Origin of the sequence: Arthrobacter gandavensis, assembly GCF_039528575.1 — a bacterium.
Taxonomy (GTDB): Bacteria; Actinomycetota; Actinomycetes; order Actinomycetales; family Micrococcaceae; genus Arthrobacter_B; species Arthrobacter_B citreus_B.
Genome location: NZ_BAAALV010000005.1, coordinates 280,189 through 297,709 on the forward strand (window position 1 = coordinate 280,189; position 17,521 = coordinate 297,709).

Consider the following 17,521-nt stretch of genomic DNA (forward strand, 5'->3'; position numbering starts at 1 on the left):
TTTGGTCCTAGCCTATCGGCAAACCCCCAAAAACATGGATTTAGCGACGTCAGGGGGCTTGCCGGAAGTACTCAGCAAGCTACCGGTGAGAGGCCGAATAATACTCAGTTTTGGGCCCCGGCCCGCTGACCTGCGAAAACTCTTCTCGGCGTGTCGCCCGCATGCTAAACTAGGGTTCGGGAAAGGGGAAAGTCCACATGGTTTTTGAGGTTGGCGAAACAGTTGTTTACCCTCACCACGGTGCCGCGAAGATCGAAGAGATCAAGATGCGGACCATCAAGGGCGAAGAGAAGATGTATCTCAAGCTCAAGGTGGCACAGGGTGATCTGACCATTGAAGTACCGGCTGAGAACGTTGACCTCGTTGGGGTTCGCGACGTCGTGGGCAAGGAAGGCCTCGAGCATGTATTCGATGTCCTTCGTGCCGAACTGACTGAGGAACCCACCAACTGGTCCCGCCGTTACAAGGCAAATCTGGAGAAGCTCGCTTCGGGCGACGTCGTCAAGGTTGCAGAGGTTGTCCGCGACCTTTGGCGCCGCGACCACGACCGCGGTCTTTCCGCGGGCGAGAAGCGCATGCTTGCTAAGGCACGCCAGATCCTCATTTCGGAGCTTGCCCTGGCCGAAAAGACTGACGAGGACCAGGCTGCCGCTGTATTGGACGAAGTCCTTTCCAGCTAATTCCTGATTCACGTTGCCGGTCCGCTTCCAAGCGGGCCGGCAACGCTTGTTTAACGCCCCGTTTGCTCGCTGCTGCGGGCGCCGGACGTGCCATGGCACTAGGCTTGAGGCGTGTCTGAATCCATTCCCGGCCCCTTCCGTGTGGGCGTCATCCTGGTGGCCGGCGGGTCCGGCCAGCGCCTCGGCTACGGCATGCCGAAAGCCCAGGTTCCCCTTGCCGGGGAAATGCTCCTGGCCCATGCGCTGCGCGGAGTGGATGCCTGCGGGGTAGCCTCCGCTATCGCCGTAGCCGTCCCCGCCGCGGACACCGCGCTTCGTGCCCTGTGCGCAGCTACGCCGCTCAGCTGCCCGATCGAGGTAGTGGACGGCGGTGCCACGCGGGCGGACTCCGTCCGTGCCGCGCTCAACGCCCTTCCGGGGGATCTCGACGCGGTGCTGGTGCACGACGCCGCCCGGGCGCTGGCCCCTGCCCAGGTGTTCCACCGGGTCACCGCTGCCCTGGCAGCCGGAGCCCAGGCCGTTATTCCGGCGGTTCCGGTGGTGGACACAGTCAAATCAGTCCAGCTGGCAGGCGGAGATTCCCCGGCACCGGCGCAGGTTACCGGTACGCCGGACCGCTCCACTTTGCGTGCCGTGCAGACGCCGCAGGGATTCGAGGCAGGCGTGCTCCGCCGCGCCCACGCAGCGGCTGCTGAATTCGACGAGCAGCAGGCCGCCGCCGTCACGGATGATGCAATGCTGGTGGAAAGTCTCGGCATTCCCGTCCACGTGGTGGAAGGATCCGCCATGTCCCTGAAGATCACCACTCCGCTGGACCTGCTTCTCGCCGAAGCGGTCCTGTCCGGCGGCTCCAGCATGCAGGAGGACTAAGAACCGTGGAAGCACTGCCCCGCACCGGCATCGGCACCGACGTCCATGCCTTCGCACCCCTGGATGCACCGCGTCCGCTCTGGGTGGCCGGTTTGCTGTGGGAAGGCGAACGCGGGCTCGCCGGACATTCAGACGGCGATGTGGTGGCACACGCCGCAGCGGACGCACTGTTCTCGGCAGCCGGAATAGGCGACCTTGGCACACACTTCGGCACCGACCGCCCCGAGTACGCCGGAGCAGCGGGAACCGTGCTGCTGGCTGAAGCCGCGCGGCTGGTCCGCGAAGCCGGCTTCCGGATCGGCAACGTCTCGGTGCAGCTGATCGGCAACCGCCCCAAGTTCAGCCCCCGCCGGGCTGAAGCCGAAGCCGTCCTGACCGAGGCTGCCGGAGCTCCCGTAAACGTCACGGCCACCACCACGGACGGGCTGGGCTTCACCGGCCGCGGCGAGGGAATCGCCGCTGTGGCCACCGCCGTCGTCGTCGCAGGCTAAACCTCCGGTTTGGGAGCGTAACCTGCCTGCGGGCGCGGCAGGCGGCACGCGGTAGCCTAGAGCAGTGAGCCTGAGATTCTATGACACAGCAAGCGCGCAGGTCCGGGACTTTGAGCCCCTCGTTCCGGGGCAGGTCAGCCTGTACTACTGCGGTGCCACCGTGCAGGGACTGCCGCACGTAGGGCACATCCGCTCCGCGATCGCATTCGACCAGCTCACGCGCTGGCTCCAGGCCCGCGGCTTCCGCGTCACCACCGTCCGCAACGTCACGGACATCGACGACAAGATCCTGGCCAAGGCTGCCGCATCCGTTGGCGCAGAGCCGGCGGACGGCGTCGTACCCGACGAACAGTGGTGGGCGCTGGCCTACCGCTTCGAGCAGGAATTCTCCCGCGCCTACGACGCGCTGGGTGTGCAGCGGCCCACCTACGAACCCCGCGCAACCGGCCACATTCCGGAAATGCACGCCCTCATCCAGCGCCTGATCGAGGCCGGACATGCCTATCCCTCCCTGGACGACTCAGGAGACGTGTACTTCGACGTCCGGTCCTGGCCCGCCTACGGCTCGCTCACCCGGCAGAACATTGATGACATGCAGGCAGCCCCCGACGCCGATCCCCGCGGCAAGCGCGATCCGCGGGACTTCGCGCTGTGGAAGGGCCACAAGGACACCGATCCGGAGACGGCCGCATGGGACAGCCCGTGGGGCCGCGGCCGGCCCGGCTGGCACCTTGAATGCTCGGCCATGGTCACCAAGTACCTCGGTCCGCGCTTCGACATCCATGGCGGCGGCCTTGACCTGCGCTTCCCGCACCATGAGAACGAGATGGCCCAGTCCCAGGCTGCCGGTGACGGCTTCGCCAACTTCTGGATGCACAACGGCATGGTCACCTTCGAGGGCGAGAAGATGTCCAAGTCCATCGGCAACACCATCAGCCCGGCGCAGATGCTCGCCGAAGCGTCTCCGCGCGTGGTGCGCTACTACTTGGGACAGGCGCACTACCGCTCCGTCCTGGACTACCGTCCCACCTCCCTGCAGGAAGCCGCGGCGGCCGTGGAGCGGATCGACGGTTTTATTGCCAAGGCAGCGGCCAGGACGGGGGACGACGCCGCAGCCGCCGGCCCGCAGGACCTTCCCGAAGCGTTCGGCGCGGCCATGGACGATGACCTCAACGTGCCCCAGGCCCTTGCGGTCCTGCACGAAACGGTACGTGCCGGGAACACCGCACTGGCGGCGTCGGACCTCGACGCCGTGCGAACCGCACTGTTCCAGGTCCGCGCCATGACCGCCGTCCTGGGGCTGGACGCGGTGCAGTCCGCGGGGACATCCGCCGGTCCTGAACATGCGGCACTGGACAGCCTGATCCAGGACCGCCTGCTCGAACGCAGCCAGGCCCGTGCCGCCAAGGACTGGGCCCGTGCGGATGCCATCCGCGACGCCCTGGCTGCCGCCGGAGTCGTCGTCGAAGACACCGCCGACGGGGCTGTCTGGTCGCTGGAAGAGGCGTAGGTGTTAGCTCTGGGCTAACACCTGCGCCGGACCGGCATCCGCGTTTGGACACCCTGCGTAGACTAGAAGTAGTGCTTTCTTCTACTTAAGGTGTATTACCCATGGCCAACCACGGACGACCCGGCGCGATTCGCAAAGCCAAAAAGGGCCCCAGCCAGGGCACCGGCGGCCTCGGCCGCAAAGCCCTCGAAGGCAAGGGACCGACCCCCAAGGCTGAAGACCGGCCCTATCACAAGGCTTACAAGAACAAGCAGCTCTCCGAGCGCTCTGCTGCCAAGCACGGCGGCCAGCGGCCCGGCGGCCGCAACGCCCCCGCACGCGGCAAGGTTGCCGAAGAAGTGGTCACCGGCCGCAACTCGGTAGTCGAAGCCCTGCGCGCCGGTATCCCGGCGAAGGCCCTGCATGTGGCCGTGCGGATCGACATGGACGACCGCGTCCGCGAATCCCTGAAGATGGCAGCCGAGCGCGGCCTGCCCGTCATGGAGACGCACAAACCCGAGCTGGACCGCATGACCAATGAGGCCGTCCACCAGGGCCTGGTCCTGCAGATCCCGCCCTACGAATACGCGGATCCGATCGATCTCGCCGAAGAGACCATCCAGGCCTGGAAGAAGGGCCACATCGCCAATGCGCCGCTCTTCGTTGCACTGGACGGCATCACCGATCCGCGCAACCTCGGCGCGATCATCCGCTCGGCATCCGCCTTCAGCGCGCACGGCGTCATTGTTCCCGAGCGCCGCTCCGTAGGCGTCACCGCCTCGGCCTGGAAGACCAGCGCCGGTGCAGCCGTGCGCGTCCCCGTGGCACGCGCCGGAAACCTGAACAACACGCTGAAGACCTTCAAGAAGATGGGCATCTTTGTTCTCGGGCTGGACGGCGACGGCGATGTCTCGCTTCCGGACCTGGCGCTGGCCAAGGAACCTGTGTGCATTGTGGTCGGCTCTGAGGGCAAGGGCCTGTCCCGCCTGGTGGGCGAAAACTGCGACCAGATTGTTTCCATCCCGATCGACTCCGCCATGGAATCCCTGAACGCCTCCATGGCAGTCGGGATCACCCTGTACGAAGTTTCACGTCAGCGCTCCGCCTGAACCTAACGGGGCGCCGGAAGAGGCAGCATGGCACACGTCGTAACCGGAGGTAGGCAGACTCCGTCTGAACGCATCTCCCGGGCTTTCCCCCTGGGGGTCCACGACAGCGTGGCGGGCGTCCCGGATCTTCCGGGCGCCGTCAACGTGTCCGTCTACGCGCCTGGCCTGCAGGCTGTGGACGTCTGGTTCGAAGCGCAGCCCGGGCAGTGGATGTCCACCTTGCTCGAGCGGCGCTCGGCCGGGGTTCACCACGGCCGGGTTGAGGGCCTGCGTCCGGGAATCCGCTACGGGTTCTGGGATCACGCAGCCGATCTGCCGGCTGAGCCGGGTTCCTTCCAGCTCCTGCTTGACCCGTATGGCCGCGGCATCGACACGGTGCACCGGCAGGGGGAGAAGCCGCTGTACTTCTCCGTTGCCACCACCCCGGACTTCGACTGGGACGGCGACGAGCCGCCGCACACCCGGTGGCGGGACTCCGTTATCTACGAGGCCCACGTGCGGGGGCTCACCAAGCTCAACCCGGCACTGCCTCCTGACCTGCGCGGCACCTATGCCGGAATGGGCCACCCGGAGACCATCCGGTACCTGAAGGAACTGGGCATCACGGCCGTGGAGCTGCTGCCGGTCCATTTCCACATTGATGAGCGACACCTGCGGGAGCTTGGACTCGGGAACTACTGGGGCTACAACACCCTGGGATTCTTCGTTCCGCACCTGGACTACGCCACGCTTACTGCTCAGGCTGCCGGACCGCAGGCGGTCCAGGACGAGTTCAAGTCCATGGTCAAGGACCTGCACGCGGCCGGGATCGAAGTGATCCTCGACGTCGTCTACAACCACACTGCCGAAGGCGGGCAGGACGAACCCGCCCTCTGCTGGCGCGGCCTGGGTGACCAGACGTATTACCGGCACGACGCCGAGGGCCGGTACCTCGACACGACCGGCTGCGGCAACAGCCTGGACTTCAGTGAACCCCGCGTGATCCAGATGGCACTGGACTCGCTGCGCTACTGGGTCCGCGAGTACCACGTGGACGGATTCCGCTTCGACCTGGCACCCACTCTGGCCAGGGACGCCGGCAACCGCTTTGACCGCAGGCACCCGCTGCTGGTTGCGCTGGCCACGGATCCCGTCATGCACGGCATCAAGCTGATCGCCGAGCCGTGGGACCTTGGGCCGGACGGCTGGCAGACCGGTAACTTTCCGCCCGGCTGGGCGGATTGGAACGACCACTTCCGCGACACGGTACGGGACTTCTGGCTGGTGGACCAGGCTGCCCTCGCTGCGGGGGAACCTGCAGGTTCACTGGCCCGGCTGGGCAGCGCCCTGGCCGGCTCCGCGGAGCTCTTTGCCCGCTCGGAGCGCTCACCGCTTGCCTCGGTGAACCTGGTAACCGCCCATGACGGCTTCACCCTGGCCGACCTGACTGCCTACAACCGCAAGCACAACCAGGCCAACGGCGAAGACAACCGCGACGGGTCGGACCACAACCGCAGCTGGAACCACGGCGTTGAAGGCCAGACCAGGGACCCTGAGGTCCGCGCGCGCCGCCGGCAAACCGCCCGGAACCTGATGGCCACCCTGCTGCTCTCCGTTGGTGTTCCCATGATCACGGCAGGCGACGAAACCGGACGCACCCAGCAGGGCAACAACAACGCCTACTGCCAGGACAACGAGGACACGTGGCTTTCCTGGGAGCACGACGACGACGCCAAGCGCATGTTCGCTGCCACTGCAGCGCTGCTGCGCCTGCGGCGGGAGTTCCTGGCCCGCCAGCCGTACGCGTTCCCGGCAGACCCGCGGGACGCTTTCCTGCTCTGGTTCGACGCCGCGGGCCAGCCCATGGCGGACGCCGCCTGGCACGATCCCGGCTGCCGCGTACTGCAGCTGCTCATCGGATCGGGGCAGGGTGAACGCGCGGGCCTGGTGGTCATCAACGGCGGGCAGGAAGCGGAAGAAGTCGTGCTGCCCTCGCGTCAGACACTGGACGACGCCGGGGTCACGGCCAACGAAGGCCACCTCTATGAGCTGCTGTTCGCCACCGCCGACCCCGACGGGCGCCGTACCGGCGCCCGCCTCGCCGCCGGTGAAAAGGACCGCGTCGCCGGGAACTCCGTCAGCGTTTACCGCATCTGAACCTAGGCGTTGGCTACGAGCCCCAGCTCGGCTTTGGACGCCAGCCCGGGATGATCCGGCAGGACGCGCACCGTGTAGCCGAACGGCCCGGCGAGCTCAATGTGCAGGTCCCCTGAGTAGAGGTACCGGCCCGATCCAAGATCCTCCGCCACGTTCAGCTCCAGCAGCTGGTGGTCGCTCAGCTTGTCCGCTTCGGACACCTGCCCGTAGGCGGCTTCCACCACAACATCCGTTGGTTTGAGCGAGCCGAGGTTCACGTAGGCCTGGACAGTGAGCCGGTCGCCAATCTGCGGTGCGTCCGAGATGCCGATGGAATCCACATGCTCCACTGCAACCCCGCTCCAGGCGTCGCGGACCCGCATGATCCAGGCTGCCAGGTCCCGGGCGGCCTGGTACTGGTCCGCAGCAGCTGCCCGCCCGGACTGGCAGGCCGGCCGGTACAGGTTGTTGACGTAGTCGCGCAGCATTCGGTTGGCGGAAACCTTCGGTCCCAGCTCGGCCAGGGTGTGCTTGACCATTTCCAGCCACTCGTGCGGCAGTGCATCCGCCGGGGCTTCCGAGGGGCCGGCAGAGCCGGCGTCGGAGGAAGGCTCCTGGCCGTAGAACATCGGGGCAACCGTGTTCTCCAGCAGCTCGTACAGGGCTGCCGCTTCAATGTCGTCGCGCTGGTCCGGGGTGTACAGCTCACGCGTGTGGATACCCTCGCGGGGATTCGCGGAGGGGATCGCCCAGCCGTTCTCGCCGTCGTACATCTCATCCCACCAGCCATCCATCACCGAGAGGTTGAGGCCGCCGTTGATGGCGGACTTCATCCCGGAGGTGCCGGAAGCCTCCAGCGGACGGATGGGGTTATTCAGCCACACGTCGCAGCCGGGGAACAGCGTGCGTGCCATGGCAATGTCGTAGTTGGGCAGGAACACGATGCGGTGGCGGACCTCGGGATCATCGGTGAACTGCACCAAGTCCTGGATCATCCGTTTCCCCTGCTCATCGGCCGGGTGGGATTTGCCTGCCACCACCAGCTGCACCGGGTGCTCGGGATGCAGCAAGAGTGCCTTCAGCCGGGCCGGGTCGCGCAGCATTAGTGTCAGCCGCTTGTAGGTCGGCACGCGCCGGGCGAATCCGATGGTCAGCACATCCGGGTCCAGCACATCGTCGGTCCAGCCCAGCGATGCGTCGGGGGTGCCGCGCTTGCGCCAGGCCGCGCGGACACGGCGCCGTACGTCGTCGATCAGGTTGCTGCGCAGCCGGCGCCGCAGGTCCCACAGGTCCTCGTCACTGACTTCGTAGGCGCGGGTCCAGTCCCGGTCATGGACCGTGGCAACACCGAACTGCTTCTGGGCCAGCCGGGTCAGCTCGGGATCGACCCAGGTGGGCACATGCACGCCGTTCGTCACCGAGGTAATCGGGATCTCCGAAACATCGAAGCCAGGCCAGAGACCGGAGAACATGGCACGGGACACCTGTCCATGCAGCTTGGCCACGCCGTTGGCACGCTGGGCCAGGCGCAGTCCCATCACGGCCATGTTAAAGACGTTGGGGTCACCGCCCTCATAGTCCTCGGCACCGAGCGCCAGGACCTTGTTCGTCGGTACGGACTGGGCCAGGCCCGCGCTCAGGAAATGCCGCACTTCGCCAACATCAAAGCGGTCGATTCCGGCCGGAACAGGCGTGTGGGTGGTGAAGATCGTGGATGCCCGGGCAGCGGTGAGCGCCTCTTCCCAGTGCATTCCGGTATCCATGAGTTCCCGGATCCGTTCCACGCCCAGGAACCCGGCATGGCCCTCGTTGGTGTGGAAAACCTCCGGTGCCGGCGCTCCGGTGAGGCGTTCAAAGACTCGCAGCGCCTTCACGCCGCCCATGCCCAGCAGCAGTTCCTGCTGCAGCCGGTGGTCTCCGCCGCCGCCGTAGAGGCGGTCCGTGATGCCGCGGGCGGCGTCGTCGTTCCCGCGCACGTCCGCGTCCAGGAGCAGCAGGGGAACGCGCCCGACGTCGGCACGCCAGATCTGCGCCATCAGGTGCCGTCCGTTGGGCAGGGGCAGGCTGATCCGTGCGGGGGTTCCGTCTTCTTCACGCAGCAGGGTCAGCGGCAGGCCGTTGGGGTCCAGGACCGGGTATGTCTCCTGCTGCCAGCCGTCGCGGGAGAGGGACTGCTTGAAGTAGCCGGCCTGGTAGAGAAGGCCTACGCCGATCAGCGGGACGCCCAGGTCCGAGGCGGACTTCAGGTGGTCGCCGGCCAGGATCCCCAGGCCGCCGGAGTACTGCGGCAGCACGGCGGAGATGCCGTACTCGGGGGAGAAATAGGCGATTGAACGAGGGGCGTCCTCACCGAGGGACTGGTACCAGCGCGGTTCGGTGAGATAGTGCTCCAGGCCCTCGTCCAGTGACCGGATGCGTTCGACCAGCTCCGAGTCGCCTGAGATTCGTTCAAGGGTCTGGCGGCTGACCATGCCCAGGGCCCGGACGGGATCGTGTCCACTCTGCGCCCAGATCTGCGGATCAAGGTCGTTGAACAGCTCCCGGGTGGGCTGGTGCCAGCTCCAGCGCAGGTTGCCGGCCAGTCTGGCCAGCGGCGCAATGCTGTCGGGGAGGACGGTGCGGACGGTAAACCTTCGGATTGCCTTCACCCCCGTTAGGCTAGCGCAGAACGCCGCGGCAGTGTTCTCCGTCACGCAAAAGCAACAGGGATTTAACCCCATTTCCTCCAACCCCGTCCGGACCTGCGGGGATTCTGCGCGTATCCGTCCTGACCTGTAGCGATGCGGCAAAAAGTACGTGCCCTTAGCAATCTGCCCTGATTGTCGCTAACGTCTAGTCTGTGACCACATCCAGCGCGTTGCCATCTAATGTCCAGCCCGCCGCGGAACTCCGGTTCGGCCGGATTCCAATCCTCAACGTGTCTCCGGTGATCCAGTGCGGCCGGTTTGCCGCCAAAGCTGTCCCGGGAGAAGACCTTGTCATCGGGGCCACGGTCTTCCGTGAAGGGCACGACCTCGTGGGGGTCACGGCAGTGCTCTACGACCCGCAGGGACAGGAAGTCGAGCGCCGGCGAATGCACCCGGTGGGACAGGGCCTGGACCGCTGGGAGGGGCTTCTGCGCCCGCCGTCGACCGGAGCGTACACCTTTACCGTGGAAGGCTGGGCTGACCTGTTTGGCACCTGGCACCACAACGCAGAGGTGAAAATCGGTGCCGGAATCGACGTCGAACTGATGCTCGCCGAAGGCGCCGCCCTCTTCACTGCGGCAGCAGTGGGCCGGGACGAGGACGACGCCGCCGTGCTGCGGGAAACTGCCAGGGTACTCGAGGACCAGGCACTGGATCCCGGGATGCGGCTCGCCGCGGCCAGCCGGACGGAGCTGGCCCGGGTGCTGGAGCGCGAGCCGATCCGCGACCTCGTGACCGCCTCGCAGCGCTTTCCGATCAACGTGGAGCGTGACCGGGCAGGGCGCGGCGCGTGGTACGAGTTCTTCCCGCGCTCCGAGGGTGCTTCCTTCGATCCCGCCACGGCTTCGTGGACCTCGGGGAACTTCCGCACCGCTGTGCACAGCCTGGACCGGGTGGCGCGGATGGGGTTCGACGTCATCTACCTCCCGCCCATCCACCCCATCGGCACCAACTTCCGCAAGGGACCGAACAACACCCTGGTTGCCGGGCCGCAGGACCCGGGATCTCCCTGGGCAATCGGTGCCGCGGAGGGCGGGCATGACGCGATCCACCCGGACCTGGGAACGTTCGAGGACTTTGACTTCTTTGTCCAGGCCGCCTCGGGGCTGGGGCTGGAAGTCGCTATCGACCTGGCACTGCAGGCATCCCCGGACCATCCCTGGGTCACCGAGCATCCGGAATGGTTCACTACCCGGGTGGACGGCAGTATTGCCTACGCGGAAAACCCGCCCAAGAAGTACCAGGACATCTATCCGCTCAACTTCGACAACGACTACGAGGGACTCTCCAGGGAGATCCTGCGCATCGTCCTCATGTGGATCAGCCACGGCGTGAAGATCTTCCGTGTGGACAACCCGCACACCAAGCCCCTGCGTTTCTGGGAATGGCTGATCGGTACCGTCAACAAGCAGCACCCGGACGTGGTGTTCCTTGCCGAGGCCTTCACCCGCCCGCCCATGATGCACGCGCTGGGCATGGCCGGTTTCCAGCAGTCCTACACGTACTTCACCTGGCGGAACACCCGCCGGGAAATCGAGGAGTACTTCACTGAGGTATCCCATCAGACCGCGGCGTTCTTCCGGCCCAACTTCTTTGTGAACACACCGGACATCCTCACGGAGTTCCTTCAGTACGGCGGGCCGCCCGCATTCAAGATCCGTGCCGTGCTGGCCTCTACCGCCAGTCCGCTGTGGGGCATGTATGCCGGCTTCGAACTCTATGAACATGTGGCCCGGCCGGGAGCCGAGGAATACATCGACAACGAGAAGTTCGAGTACAAGCAGCGGGACTTCGCCGCCGCCGAGGCCGAGAACCGCAGCCTTGCGCCCTACATCACCCGGCTGAACCAGATCCGGCGCGACCACCCGGCGCTGGGGGACCTGCAGAACCTTACGGTGCATTCGAGCACCGACGAGGCCACGGTCGCCTACTCCAAGTACAAGCACGTCGATTATTCCGATCCAAGCAGTAAGGACACGCTCATCATCGTGGTGAACACCGACCCGCACAGTGCACGCGAGTGCACCGTAACCCTGGACCTTGATGCCCTGCACCTCGATCCGCAGGACTTCAACGACGACGGCACGTTCTGGGTCGATGACCTGATCAGCGGCGCGAGCTACCGCTGGGGACAGTACAACTACGTGCGCCTGGACGCACACTACGAACCGGCGCACGTTCTGGCTGTACGGAGGGGATCGGCATGGTAAATCCCTTCCAGCTGCACGCACCCGGGCTGACGAACGACCCGAACTGGTACCGCAAGGCAGTGTTCTACGAAGTCCTGGTCCGGGGTTTCCGCGACTCGAATGGAGACGGCAACGGCGACTTCAGCGGCCTGATCTCCCAGCTGGACTACCTGCAGTGGCTGGGCGTGGACTGCCTCTGGCTTCCCCCCTTCTTCAAGTCTCCGCTGCGCGACGGCGGGTACGACATTTCCGACTACTACGACGTGCTCAGCGAGTTCGGCACCATCAGCGACTTCAAGCGCCTGGTGGCAGAGGCCCATGCCCGCGGGCTGCGCGTCATCATTGACCTGCCGCTGAACCACACCTCGGACAAACACCCGTGGTTCGAAGAATCCCGCAACGACCCGGACGGTCCCTACGGCGATTTCTACGTCTGGTCAGACACCGACCAGAAGTACGAAGACGCGCGGATCATCTTCGTGGACACGGAAGAATCCAACTGGGCTTTCGACCCGGTGCGCCGGCAGTTCTACTGGCACCGGTTCTTCAGCCACCAGCCGGACCTGAACTTCGAGAACCCGAAGGTCGTTGAGGCGGTGTTCGACGTCGTGCGGTTCTGGCTGGACCAGGGCATCGACGGCTTCCGCGCCGACGCCATCCCGTACCTCTTCGAGGAAGACGGGACCAACTGCGAGAACCTCCCGGCAACCCACCGGTTCCTGAAGGACCTGCGGACCATGGTGGATGAGAACTACCCCGGCCGGGTGATCGTGGCGGAAGCCAACCAGATGCCCCATGAGGTAGTGGAGTACTTCGGCGACGAGACCGGACCGGAATGCCACATGTGCTTCCACTTCCCGATTATGCCGCGGCTCTTTTACGCCCTGCGGGACCAGAAGGCCGCACCGATCATCCAGACCATGGAAGAGACCCCGGACATTCCGCAGGGCGGACAGTGGGGAACCTTCCTGCGGAACCATGACGAGCTGACGCTTGAAATGGTCACCAACGAGGAACGCCAGGCCATGCTCGGCTGGTACGCCCCGGATTCCCGGATGCGCGCCAACATCGGCATCCGGCGGCGGCTGGCACCGCTGCTGGATAACTCCCGCGCGGAGATTGAACTGATCCACGCGATGCTGCTCTCGCTGCCCGGCAGCCCGTTCCTGTACTACGGGGACGAGATTGGCATGGGAGACAACATCTGGCTGGAAGACCGCGACTCTTCGCGCACGCCAATGCAGTGGAATCCGGACCGCAACGCGGGCTTCTCCACGGCAGACCCCGGCAAGGTCTACCTGCCCGTGGTGCAGTCGCTGGTTTACCACTACAACCACGTCAACGTGGAGGCGCAGCTGGCCAGTTCCAGTTCGCTGCTGCACTGGCTGCGGCAGATGATCATGGTCCGCAAGACCCATCCCGCCTTCGGCATGGGCTCCTACCGCAATGTCCCCACGGACAGCGAGGCCGTCCTGGCGTTCCTGCGCGAACTGCCGGAAGACAACCCCGAAGGCGAGGTGGGGGAGACCATGTTCTGCATCTTCAACCTCTCCCAGCATCCGGTGGCCGCCACCGTGAATCTGCCGGAGTTCGCCGAGCGGGGACTGCGGGACGCCTTCGGCGGAACGCCTTTCCCCACCTTCGGGCAGGACGGTTCTCTGACCCTGACCCTGGGCAGCCATGACTTCTACTGGCTTCGCCTGCGCTCAGCGAAATCAAACACAAGCTCACCGCAGACCGAAGCAATCCCGCTGATACTCGCACCGGAGGCCACGTCGAAATGACAGACACCATCCCGACCCTGCCCGAACTGCTCACTGCCTGGCTGCCCCGGCAGCGATGGTTTCCGGCCAAGGGACGGGATGTGGTCCTTCGCCGCGTCGGGGGCATTGAACTGGCAGACCCGCAGGGTGCGGTCGAAATGCATGTGCACTTCGTCTCGGTGGAATCCGGGCGGCGGGTGGACGTCATCAGCGTGCCGGTCAGCACCCGCTCCGATCCGGTGGAGGAACTCGGCGACTCGCTCCTGGGCATCGTGGAACACCCCGACAAGGGCCGGCAGTGGCTGTACGACGCTACGGCAGACCCCGTGTTCGTCACGGCCTGGCTGGAAACCATGCGCTCGCAGGCCAGCTCGCTGGACGGCCGCACCCACGGGTACGCACTGGACGGATTCGGTGACTGGGATGCCTTCACGGACACCCTCGCCATCCGGGTCCTCAAGGGCGAACAGTCCAATACCTCGGTCATTGCGGTGACGAGCAAGGCGCCGGTGATCGTGAAGTTCTACCGCGTGCTGGCTGCGGGGGAGAGCCCGGACGTGGTGGTCAGCGCCAAGCTCACGGAGGGCGGTTCCCAGGACGTGCCCGCCACGCTGGGCTGGGTCACCGGCAGTTGGGAGGACGTGTACGACGCCGCCGCTGCAGGCAGCTGGGTAACCGGAGACGTGAGCGTGCTCCGGGAGTTCATCCCGGACAGCGAGGACGCGTGGCGCACCGCCTCGTCCGCCGCCGTCGCCGGCCGCGACTTCTCCGCCGAAGCCGAGGAACTCGGGGCCGTGACGGGAAGGATCCATTCCCAGCTCGAAGCCGCCTTCGGCGCGCACCAGCCCACGCCGGCCGAGCAGCAGGAATTCATCGACTCACTGGTACGCAGGCTGAAGTGGGAGTGGGAGGAAGCCCGCAGCTACGTGGGCCCGTATGACGAGACATTCAATCAGCTCCTGGAGACCGTGGAGCAGCTGCCGTCCCTGCCCAGCCTGCAGCGCATCCACGCGGATTACCATCTTGGCCAGGTGCTCCACTCGACAGGCCGCGGCTGGACGGTGCTGGACTTCGAGGGCGAGCCGCTTCGGCCCGCCGCCGAACGAAGCCTTCCCGACGTTGCCCTGCGCGACGTCGTCGGGATGCTCCGTTCAATTGACTACGCCGCTGCGGTGGCCGTCATCGGGTCTTCCGGGGCCGGACCTGAAGACCTGGATGAAAACACTGCCCGCAGGGTCCAGGCCGCCGTCTGGGCGCAGGCCGCTGCCGACGCCTTCCTGCGCGGTTACGAGAAGGAGACCGGAACGCAGGTCAACCGCGCCGATCCGCTCTACATCGCGCTCTGGCTGGACAAGGCCCTGTACGAGGTCGTCTATGAGATCCGCAACCGCCCGGCCTGGATCGAGGTGCCGGCGACGGCCGCCCGCCAGGTCCTGGAAGAACTCAGGTTGCAGCAAAACCCGCCGAACGGACAGGAAACGAACCACGTGAACACAACCCCAGAGTCCGACTCCGTCCAGCCCAAGGGCGCCGCATCCGCCGCGTCCGCCGCGCCCGCCGCTCCGCCGTCGGGCACTGCTGCCGCCGCATCCGCCGGCGGTGCCGACGTCCCCGTGGCCGCTCCGGCACAGGCTGGCGGAACGGGCACCCCGCTGCCCGTCGCGCAGGACGTCCTGGACGCGGTGTCCTACGGCAGCTACTACCAGCCGCACGCAGTGCTGGGTGCGCACCTGGACGACCACGGAACCGTGACGATCCGTACGCTCCGCCCCCTGGCCAGCGAAGTCACCGCCATCACTCCCGAGGGCCGGGCACCGCTGCGGCATGAACACAACGGGATCTGGGTGGGGACGCTGCCGGCGACGACCCCCGGGCAGGTGCCCGACTATAGGCTGGAAGTTACGTACGACGGCGTTCCGCCGGCCCTGGTGGACGATCCTTACCGGTTCCTGCCCAGCCTGGGCGAAATGGACCTGCACCTCATCGGTGAGGGACGGCACGAAAAGCTCTGGACCGTACTGGGTGCCAACCCGCACCACTACAACTCCGTCCTTGGCGAAGTGGACGGGGTCAGCTTCGCCGTCTGGGCACCGAATGCCAAAGCCGTGCGGGTCGAGGGAGACTTCAACGCCTGGGATGGCCGGATCCATGCGATGCGCTCGCTGGGAAGCTCCGGGGTCTGGGAGATCTTCATCCCGGACGTTGAACCCGGCTCACGCTACAAGTTCGAGATCCTCGGCCAGGACGAAGTCTGGCGGGAGAAGGCTGACCCAATGGCCAAGGGAACGGAAGCTCCGCCGCTCACCGGCTCCCGCGTCGTGGAATCCACCTACCGGTTCGAAGACCAGGACTGGATGACCGCGCGCGCTGAACGCGACCCGCACAACTCACCGATGAGCGTCTACGAAGTCCACCTCGGCTCCTGGCGGCTGGGCCTGGATTACCGGGAGCTGGCCAAGCAGCTCGCCGAGTACGTCACCTGGCAGGGCTTCACCCACGTGGAGTTCATGCCCGTTGCCGAGCATCCTTTCGGGGGCTCCTGGGGATACCAGATCACCAGCTACTTCGCCCCCACCGCGCGGTTCGGGCATCCTGATGACTTCCGGTACCTCGTGGACACACTGCACCAGGCCGGCATTGGCGTCATCCTCGACTGGGTGCCCGGACACTTCCCCAAGGACTCCTGGGCCCTGGCGAACTTCGACGGACAGCCGCTCTACGAACACGGCGATCCGATGCGCGGCGAGCAGCCCGACTGGGGAACGCTGATCTTCGACTACGGCCGGCGCGAGGTGCGCAACTTCCTGGTGGCAAACGCCATCTACTGGCTGGAGGAGTTCCACATTGACGGCCTGCGGGTCGACGCCGTTGCCTCCATGCTTTACCTGGACTACTCCCGCCCGGCGGACCAGTGGCGTCCAAACCAGTTTGGCGGCCGGGAGAATCTGGAAGCGATTTCCTTCCTGCAGGAAGTCAACGCCACTGCCTACCGGCGGGTACCGGGCATCGTGATGATCGCGGAAGAGTCGACGGCGTTCCCCGGGGTTACCGCCCCGACCAATACGGGCGGACTGGGCTTCGGACTGAAATGGAACATGGGGTGGATGAACGACACCCTCGAGTACATGTCCGAGGATCCGATCAACCGGATGTACCACCACTCCAAGCTCACGTTCTCCCTGGTCTATGCCTTCACGGAGAACTTCCTGCTGCCCATCTCGCATGACGAAGTGGTGCACGGCAAGGGATCGCTGCTGCGCAAGATGCCGGGCGACCGGTGGCAGCAGCTGGCAAACGTCCGCGCCTATCTTGCCTTCCAGTGGGCGCATCCGGGCAAGCAGCTGATCTTTATGGGGACGGAGTTCGGCCAGGAGGCTGAATGGTCCGAGCAGTACGGGCTGGACTGGTACCTCACTGAAACGCCCCAGCACCGAGGCGTGCAGCTGCTGGTTCGGGAACTCAACGACATCTACCGGGAAACCCCGGCGCTCTACGCCCGGGACAACGAACCCTCCGGTTTCCAGTGGATCAACGAGAACGACGGAGCGCACAACGTACTCTCCTTCATCCGCTGGGATGGCCAGGGCAACCCGCTGGTCTGCATTGCCAACTTCTCCGGTGCCCCGCATGAGGGCATTCGCGTCGGACTGCCGTGGGCGGGGGAGTGGGTGGAACGGCTGAACACCGACGCCGTGGAATACGGTGGCTCGGGTGTAGGCAACATGGGGGTAGTGACGGCGGAGGAAGGCGGCTTCGAAGGCCAGCCGGCTTCCGCGTCCCTCCGGCTCCCGCCCCTGGGCCTGCTGTACCTCACGCCCCGGAAGTAGCTATAGGGCCGACGGTTTTGGGGAGGTGGTCGATGCCTCCCCAAAACCGTGCTAGAGTTTATATCCGCGCAGAACGGGGAACCGGGAAGCGCGGAGGAAGTAAGAACCACAGCAAGAACGCAGCGTATATCGCGAAAACAGCCGGTTTGACACCGACTGCCAAGCGGTACTAAGCTAGAAAAGTTGCTCCGGAGCGACGGAGAGCGCAGGATCCCAAGGGATCACAGCCCTCCCGGTGCCGGATGTGCCTGTTGTTTGAGAACTCAATAGTGTGCCAAGTTTATTGATACCGATTATTTAT

At 65.6% G+C, this 17,521-nt stretch carries 10 protein-coding genes; 9 read left to right on the top strand and 1 reads right to left on the bottom strand.

Annotated elements, in window-relative coordinates; all coding sequences use genetic code 11:
* The first annotated feature begins 197 nt into the window (after window positions 1-197).
* From ABFX29_RS13530 to glgX, 6 genes are all read left to right on the top strand, one after another.
* The gene (locus ABFX29_RS13530; protein WP_055240754.1) at window positions 198-680 is read left to right on the top strand and encodes a CarD family transcriptional regulator; all 483 of its coding nucleotides are present in this window, start codon (window positions 198-200) and stop codon (window positions 678-680) included.
* 111 nt (window positions 681-791) lie between these two features.
* Window positions 792-1,550, top strand: a complete 759-nt coding sequence (gene ispD, locus ABFX29_RS13535; RefSeq protein WP_246167640.1) for a 2-C-methyl-D-erythritol 4-phosphate cytidylyltransferase — start codon at window positions 792-794, stop codon at window positions 1,548-1,550.
* Between the two features lie 5 nt (window positions 1,551-1,555).
* Window positions 1,556-2,041, top strand: a complete 486-nt coding sequence (gene ispF / locus ABFX29_RS13540; protein WP_152228828.1) for a 2-C-methyl-D-erythritol 2,4-cyclodiphosphate synthase — start codon at window positions 1,556-1,558, stop codon at window positions 2,039-2,041.
* Between the two features lie 64 nt (window positions 2,042-2,105).
* Window positions 2,106-3,551, top strand: a complete 1,446-nt coding sequence (cysS, locus tag ABFX29_RS13545; RefSeq protein ID WP_152228827.1) for a cysteine--tRNA ligase — start codon at window positions 2,106-2,108, stop codon at window positions 3,549-3,551.
* Between the two features lie 101 nt (window positions 3,552-3,652).
* Entirely contained in the window at window positions 3,653-4,639 is a 987-nt protein-coding gene (rlmB, locus tag ABFX29_RS13550) for a 23S rRNA (guanosine(2251)-2'-O)-methyltransferase RlmB (RefSeq protein WP_152228826.1), read from the top strand.
* A gap of 27 nt (window positions 4,640-4,666) precedes the next feature.
* On the top strand, window positions 4,667-6,775 hold the full coding sequence (glgX, locus tag ABFX29_RS13555; protein WP_152228825.1) for a glycogen debranching protein GlgX: 2,109 nt from the start codon (window positions 4,667-4,669) through the stop codon (window positions 6,773-6,775).
* A gap of 2 nt (window positions 6,776-6,777) precedes the next feature.
* On the opposite strand, the gene glgP is transcribed toward glgX, so the two are convergent.
* Complete coding sequence (glgP, locus tag ABFX29_RS13560) at window positions 6,778-9,402, bottom strand: alpha-glucan family phosphorylase (protein WP_211372409.1); 2,625 nt, start codon at window positions 9,400-9,402, stop codon at window positions 6,778-6,780.
* 191 nt (window positions 9,403-9,593) lie between these two features.
* On the opposite strand from glgP, the gene ABFX29_RS13565 reads away from it, so the two are divergent.
* From ABFX29_RS13565 to glgB, 3 genes are read left to right on the top strand one after another with little or no spacing between them, the layout of a single operon-like run.
* Complete coding sequence (locus ABFX29_RS13565; RefSeq protein ID WP_246167638.1) at window positions 9,594-11,651, top strand: alpha-1,4-glucan--maltose-1-phosphate maltosyltransferase; 2,058 nt, start codon at window positions 9,594-9,596, stop codon at window positions 11,649-11,651.
* Window positions 11,645-13,414: a maltose alpha-D-glucosyltransferase gene (treS, locus tag ABFX29_RS13570; protein ID WP_152228823.1), complete on the top strand. Its 1,770-nt coding sequence runs from the start codon at window positions 11,645-11,647 to the stop codon at window positions 13,412-13,414. Before ABFX29_RS13565 ends, treS begins: the two co-directional genes overlap by 7 nt.
* Complete coding sequence (gene glgB / locus ABFX29_RS13575) at window positions 13,411-17,220, top strand: 1,4-alpha-glucan branching protein GlgB (protein ID WP_152228822.1); 3,810 nt, start codon at window positions 13,411-13,413, stop codon at window positions 17,218-17,220. Before treS ends, glgB begins: the two co-directional genes overlap by 4 nt.
* Window positions 17,221-17,521: the final 301 nt, after the last annotated feature.

Coding starts and splice junctions, on each gene's coding strand:
- ABFX29_RS13530 (WP_055240754.1), top strand. CDS start 198: ATGGTTTTTGAGGTTGGCGAAACAGTTGTTTACCCTCACCACGGTGCC.
- rlmB (WP_152228826.1), top strand. CDS start 3,653: ATGGCCAACCACGGACGACCCGGCGCGATTCGCAAAGCCAAAAAGGGC.
- glgX (WP_152228825.1), top strand. CDS start 4,667: ATGGCACACGTCGTAACCGGAGGTAGGCAGACTCCGTCTGAACGCATC.
- treS (WP_152228823.1), top strand. CDS start 11,645: ATGGTAAATCCCTTCCAGCTGCACGCACCCGGGCTGACGAACGACCCG.
- glgB (WP_152228822.1), top strand. CDS start 13,411: ATGACAGACACCATCCCGACCCTGCCCGAACTGCTCACTGCCTGGCTG.